This window comes from Luteimonas changyuni (assembly GCF_039548395.1).
Classification (GTDB): domain Bacteria; phylum Pseudomonadota; class Gammaproteobacteria; order Xanthomonadales; family Xanthomonadaceae; genus Luteimonas.
Genome location: NZ_JBCLUZ010000023.1, coordinates 1 through 5,599, shown reverse-complemented (window position 1 = coordinate 5,599; position 5,599 = coordinate 1). Strand labels below are relative to the sequence as shown.

At 69.5% G+C, this 5,599-nt stretch carries 5 protein-coding genes; 2 read left to right on the top strand and 3 right to left on the bottom strand.

Annotated elements, in window-relative coordinates; genetic code table 11:
* Positions 1 to 126 precede the first annotated feature (126 nt).
* The 3 genes from WCD84_RS09750 to WCD84_RS09740 all read right to left on the bottom strand — a co-directional run bounded on the left by WCD84_RS09750 (position 127) and on the right by WCD84_RS09740 (position 3,415).
* Positions 127 to 1,335, bottom strand: coding sequence for an argininosuccinate synthase (locus tag WCD84_RS09750; protein WP_343254057.1), 1,209 nt, complete (start codon positions 1,333 to 1,335; stop codon positions 127 to 129).
* Positions 1,336 to 1,657: 322 nt separating this feature from the next.
* Complete coding sequence (locus WCD84_RS09745; protein ID WP_343254056.1) at positions 1,658 to 2,674, bottom strand: N-acetylornithine carbamoyltransferase; 1,017 nt, start codon at positions 2,672 to 2,674, stop codon at positions 1,658 to 1,660.
* Positions 2,675 to 2,905: 231 nt separating this feature from the next.
* Entirely contained in the window at positions 2,906 to 3,415 is a 510-nt protein-coding gene (locus tag WCD84_RS09740) for a hypothetical protein (protein ID WP_343254055.1), read from the bottom strand.
* Between the two features lie 101 nt (positions 3,416 to 3,516).
* Between WCD84_RS09740 and cysS the strand changes: the two genes are divergently transcribed.
* On the top strand, positions 3,517 to 4,935 hold the full coding sequence (cysS, locus tag WCD84_RS09735) for a cysteine--tRNA ligase (RefSeq protein ID WP_343281236.1): 1,419 nt from the start codon (positions 3,517 to 3,519) through the stop codon (positions 4,933 to 4,935).
* A gap of 4 nt (positions 4,936 to 4,939) precedes the next feature.
* Positions 4,940 to 5,383 (top strand): SufE family protein, encoded by a 444-nt coding sequence (locus WCD84_RS09730; RefSeq protein ID WP_343281235.1) that lies wholly within the window; start codon positions 4,940 to 4,942, stop codon positions 5,381 to 5,383.
* Positions 5,384 to 5,599: the final 216 nt, after the last annotated feature.

Here is a 5,599-nt window from a genome sequence, read left to right as displayed (position 1 = left end):
TCTTGCGGTCTATCTCCCGCTAGTGATTGCGTCCGCTCCCCCCCCCCCCCCCCCCGCTCCCACAGATGGCCGCTCCCACAGAAAGCGCTGCTGCGCTGCTGCAGAAGGCGCTGCTGGAGAATCCGGTCACGACCGGTTGACCTCGGCCCACAGCGTGCTGCTCATGCCGAACAGCTTGATGAAGCCCTCGGCCTGCTCCACTCCCCAGTCGGCGGACTGGGCATAGGTCGCACCGCTGGCGTTGAGGATGTGCGGCGAGCGCAGGGCCACGGCGTCGACGCGGCCGCCGCGGGTTTCAAGCACTACTTCGCCGTTGACCATCCGCTGCGAGGAGGCCAGGAAGGCTTCGAGATCGGTCTTCAGAGGGTCGTGGTAGAAGCCCTCGTACACCAGCTCCACCCACTTGCGGCCGACGTCGGGCTTGAAGCGGTTCTGCTGCTTGCTGAGCACCGCCTCCTCCAGCGCACGGTGTGCGACCAGCAGCGCAGCAAGCCCCGGCGCCTCGTACACGATGCGACCCTTCAGGCCGATGGTGGTGTCGCCGGTATACATGCCGCGCCCGACGCCGTAGGAGGCGAACATGCGGTTGAGCCGGGCAAGGATCTGCTCGCCCGGCATCTCCCGGCCATCGATCGCCACCGCTTCGCCCCCGATGAAGCGCAGCGCGACCTGCAGCGGTTCATTCGGCCAGGCGCTGCGCGGCGCGCACCAGCCGCGGGCGCCCTCGCCCGGCGCTTCCCAGCGGTCGATCTCGCCGCCGGACATGGTGATGCCCAGCAGGTTCTCGTTGATGGTGTAGGCCTTCTGCTTCGACTGCACGCCGAAGCCGCGCTCTTCCAGATAGGCCTGCTCGTAGGCGCGGGTCTGCGTGTGTTCCTTCTGGATCTCGCGGATCGGCGCCACGATCCGGTAGTCGCCCGACGCCTTCACCGCCAGGTCGAAGCGCACCTGGTCGTTGCCCATGCCGGTGCAGCCGTGCGCGATCGCGTTGGTGCCAAGGTCGCCGGCGCGTGCAAGGGCCGCGTCGACGATCAGGTAGCGGTCGGAGACCAGCAGCGGGTACTGGCCCTGGTAAGCCTCGCCGGCGTGGATGAAGGGCTTCACGAAGCCGTCCCAGATCGCCGGGCCGCCGTCGATGGTGACGTGGCTGGCGACCCCAAGCTCGGCCGCCCGCGCCTCGATCGCCTCGCGCTCGGCCGCGTCCACGCCGCCGGTATCGGCGAACACGGTGTGCACGGCCCAGCCGCGCTCCTGCAGCCACGGCACGCAGAAGCTGGTGTCCAGCCCGCCGGAGAAGGCGAGGACGATGTCTTTGGATTCGGACGGAGCGGTCATGTGGAGGTCTCGGGATGCGGGGGAAACTGGTAGTGGTAGGGACTGCTGGGGCGACTGGCGGGCGACTGGCGGAGGACTGTTGGGGACTGTTGGGGACTGTTGGGGACTGTTGGGGAATGGTGGGGGGCTGGCGGGGACTGGCAGGGGACTGGTAGGGACTGGTGGGGCGACTGGCGGGGCTGTTGTGGGAGCGGCTACAGCCGCGATCGGGATGTATGGCATGCCCGGCAGGCCGCGGCCATCGCGGCCATGGCCGCTCCCACAGGCCGCTCCCACAGGCCACTCTCCACAGGCCGTTCCACAGACCGGACCACAGGCCGCCTCAGCGCCCCGCCAGCGCCTTCATCACCGCCTTCTGCACGTGCAAACGGTTGCCGGCTTCCTGCACGGCGATGCAGGCCGGCGAGTCCATCACCGCATCGCTGGCCTTGACGTTGCGGCGCAGCGGCAGGCAGTGGCTGAAGACGGCATCGTTGGTGCGCGCCATCTTGGCCTCGTCGACCATGAAGTGCCGGAACTGGTCGCGGATCGGCTTCTCGGGCGCCCAGTTGCCGAAGTACGGCAGTGCGCCCCAGCTCTTGGCATACACCACGTCGGCGCCGGCATAGGCGGATTCGATGTCGTGGCTGACGGACAGCGACCCACCACTTTCGGCAACGTTGGCTTCGGCCCAACCCATGTAGCGCCCGTCCAGCACGTATTCCGGCGTCGGGCACAGCAGGGTCACGTCCATGCCCATGCGGGTGGCGATGGTCAGCGCCGAGTTCGCGACCGCGGTGTTCAGCGGCTTCGGGTGGTATGTCCAGGTCAGCACGTACTTCTTCCCGCGCAGGTCGCTGGTGCCGAAGTGCTCCTGAAGCGCCAGCGCATGCGCCAGCTCCTGGCAGGGATGGGTAATGGTCTCCATGTTGATGACCGGGACCGTGGCGTACTTCGCGAAGCCCTTCAGCACCCGGTCCTCGCGGTCGACCGCCCAGTCGACGAACTTCGGAAAGGCGCGCACGCCGATCATGTCGACGTACTGGCTGAGCACCCGCGCGACCTCGGCGATGTGCTCCTCGGGCTCGCCGTCCATCACCGAGCCGAGCTCGAACTCGATCGGCCACGCGTCCTTGCCCGGCTGCAGCACCACCGCGTGCGCACCGAGCTGGAAGGCCCCGAGCTCGAAGCTGGTGCGGGTGCGCATCGAGGGATTGAAGAACACCAGCGCGATCGACTTGCCCTTCAGCGCGTCGCCGACGGGATCGCGCTTCAGGCGCGCGGCTTCGGCGAGCACGGCGTCGAGCTGGGCGCGGGTCCAGTCCTGGGTGTTGAGGAAGTGCTGCGGGGTGGGAGTCATGGCTTGGTCCATGGAAACGGAAACGAAAAAGCCCGGCGCGGGCCGGGCTTCGAACGACGGAACACAGGTGCTGTCCGGTCTAACCCAGGGAAAGGTGGGATTCCGGTCGACGCGCGCGCGAGGTCATGCCTGCCGCCATGCGGGCGGAGGTCAGGAGGTCGTGGACTCGGGCGTCGGCTTGTTGCATCGCAGCGATCTTCCCATGCCGGCTGGCGCCGGGCAAGGGTCGACTCAATCGACGTTGCCTTCCCGCACCACCGGGGTCACCGCCACCTTGACCCGGAGCCGGTTGCCCGGGTCGCGCGGCAGCCGCGAGCGGTACTTGACCCCGCGGACCACGTAGTCGACGTCATAGGCGATCGGGCGCCGGAACTCGCGCTCCACCGGCACCATGCGGCAGTCGCCCTCGCCGTCGCCGTCGGTATCCGGTGCCGCGTCGCGGCGATTGCCGGGCGTCAGGACGTCGCGGACGGCGCCGACCACGCGCGACAGGCCGCGCCGGTCTTCGCTGTCTTCGGGCTGCACCAGGCTGGACTGTTCGCAGCGCTCGACCATGCTGGTCGCGCGCAGCGTCTGGTAGACGGGTTCCGCGCGCAGCACCTGGGCGTACTCGTAGCGCACGTTCTCGTCCTGGATCACCGTGTGCTGCGCCCACGCGGGATGCACCGCGAACGCCGGGACCAGGAGCGCGGGGGCCAGAAGCAGCGGCAGCCACCGCTTTGCGGGAAAGTAGGCAGGCATGGCGAACGCGCAGTGTAGGCGCTGGACTTGCCCAAGGGCTGAATCGTGGCTGTCATGGCCCCCCACCGGTAGAATCCCCGGTCTGCCCAGCGGCCCGTGAAATGACCCTCCGACTCTTCAACAGCCTCAGCCGCAAGCTCGAGGCCTTCCAGCCACGCGACCCCGCCCGCACCACGATGTATGTCTGCGGGCCGACGGTCTACAACTACGTGCACATCGGCAACGCCCGCGGGCCGGTGGTGTTCGACGTGCTGGCCGGCGTCCTGCGCCGCCGTTTCGGTGCGCTGGCCTACGCCCGCAACATCACCGACGTCGACGACAAGATCAACGCCGCCGCCGCCGCGCAGGGCGTGCCGATCTCGGTCATCACCGACCGCTTCGCCGCCGCCTATCGCGAGGACATGGCCGCCCTGGGCGTGGCACCGCCGGACATCGAGCCCGAGGCCACGGCGCACATCGGCCAGATCATCGCCATGATCGAACGGCTGGTCGCAGGCGGCCACGCCTACGCTGCGGAGGGCCACGTGCTGTTCGCGGTCACCAGCTTCGACGGCTACGGCAGGCTATCGCGCCGCGAGCTCGAGGACATGCTTGCCGGCGCGCGCGTGGACGTGGCGCCGTACAAGCGCGACCCCGGCGACTTCGTGCTCTGGAAGCCCTCCACCGGCGACCTGCCCGGCTGGGACTCGCCCTGGGGCCGCGGCCGCCCGGGCTGGCACATCGAGTGCTCGGCGATGGCCGCCGCCCACCTGGGCGAGACCATCGACATCCACGCCGGCGGCGTCGACCTGCAGTTCCCGCACCACGAAAACGAGATCGCGCAGAGCGAGTGCGCCCACGGCGGCGCACCCTTCGCGCGCTTCTGGCTGCACAACGGCATGCTCAACTTCGGCGGCGCCAAGATGTCGAAGTCGGTGGGCAACATCGAAAAGGTCCACGACCTGGTGCAGCGCCACCCGCCCGAGGCGCTGCGGCACGCGCTGATGTCGGCGCACTACCGGCAGCCGCTGGAGTGGTCCGATGGCCTGGTCGAACAGAGCGTGCGCACGCTGGACCGGCTGTACGGGACGCTGCGCGACGTGGATGCGCTCGTGCCCGCCGGGCTGGCACCGGAGGCCGCCATCCCGCACGCGATCGAGGCCGCGCTCGACGACGACCTCAATACCCCGCAGGCGCTCGCCGAGCTCGCGGCGATCGCCGGCAACGCGCGCGTGCTGCGCAGCGCGATCGCCCACGGTGATGCCAGCGGCGACGGCCCGCTGCTGGCGCTGGCCACGCTCGGCGCCAGCCTGCGCGCCGGCGGCCGCGCGCTCGGCCTGCTGCAGCAGGCGCCGGCAGCGTGGTTCGCCCGCGGCACCTCGGGCGATGACGACGCCCGCATCCAGACCCTGGTCGACGAACGCGCCACCGCCAAGAAATCCCGCGACTTCGCCCGCGCCGACGCCATCCGCGACCAGCTCGCCGGCGAGGGCATCGTTCTTGAAGACACGCCGCAGGGCGTACGCTGGAAGCGAGGCTGAACCCATGGACGCCACCACGCACTTCCCGATCGAAGCCACCGCCGCCGATGCCCAGGCCGCGATCCGCGACGAGTTCGCCTTCTTCGGCGACTGGTCCGAGCGCTACCAGTACCTGATCGACCTCGGCCGCAAGCTGCCGGAGTTTCCCGCTGAATTCCGCACCGAAGCGCACCGCCTGCACGGCTGCCAGTCGATGGTCTGGATCGTGCCTTCGGGCGATGCCGACCGCCTGGACTTCGCCGCCGCCAGCGACTCGGCCATCGTCTCCGGGCTGGTCTACCTCGCGCTGCGCGTGTATTCCGGACGCAGCGCGCAGGAAATCCTGGCCAACGATCCGTCCTACATTGCCGACATCGGCCTGGCGAAGCATCTTTCGCCCACCCGCAGCAACGGACTGGCGTCCCTGCTCGCCTTCATCCGCGACGCGGCGCAGCGCGCGCTGGCGTGAGCGAAAAGCGGACCGGGGACCTGCCGGAGCGGCACCGCCATTGCGGGAAAGAAGAAGGCTCTTCTTCCGATTGAGGGGCGTCGGTTGATGCTCCGGGAGGGGCGCGCGCTGCCCGCCGTGGAGGCAGGGGGGATGCCCAGCCGGAATATGCGCATCCTGCTCCCAGTTCCGGCCGCCGGCCATCCATGGCCGGCTCTGGGCATCCCCCCTGCCTCC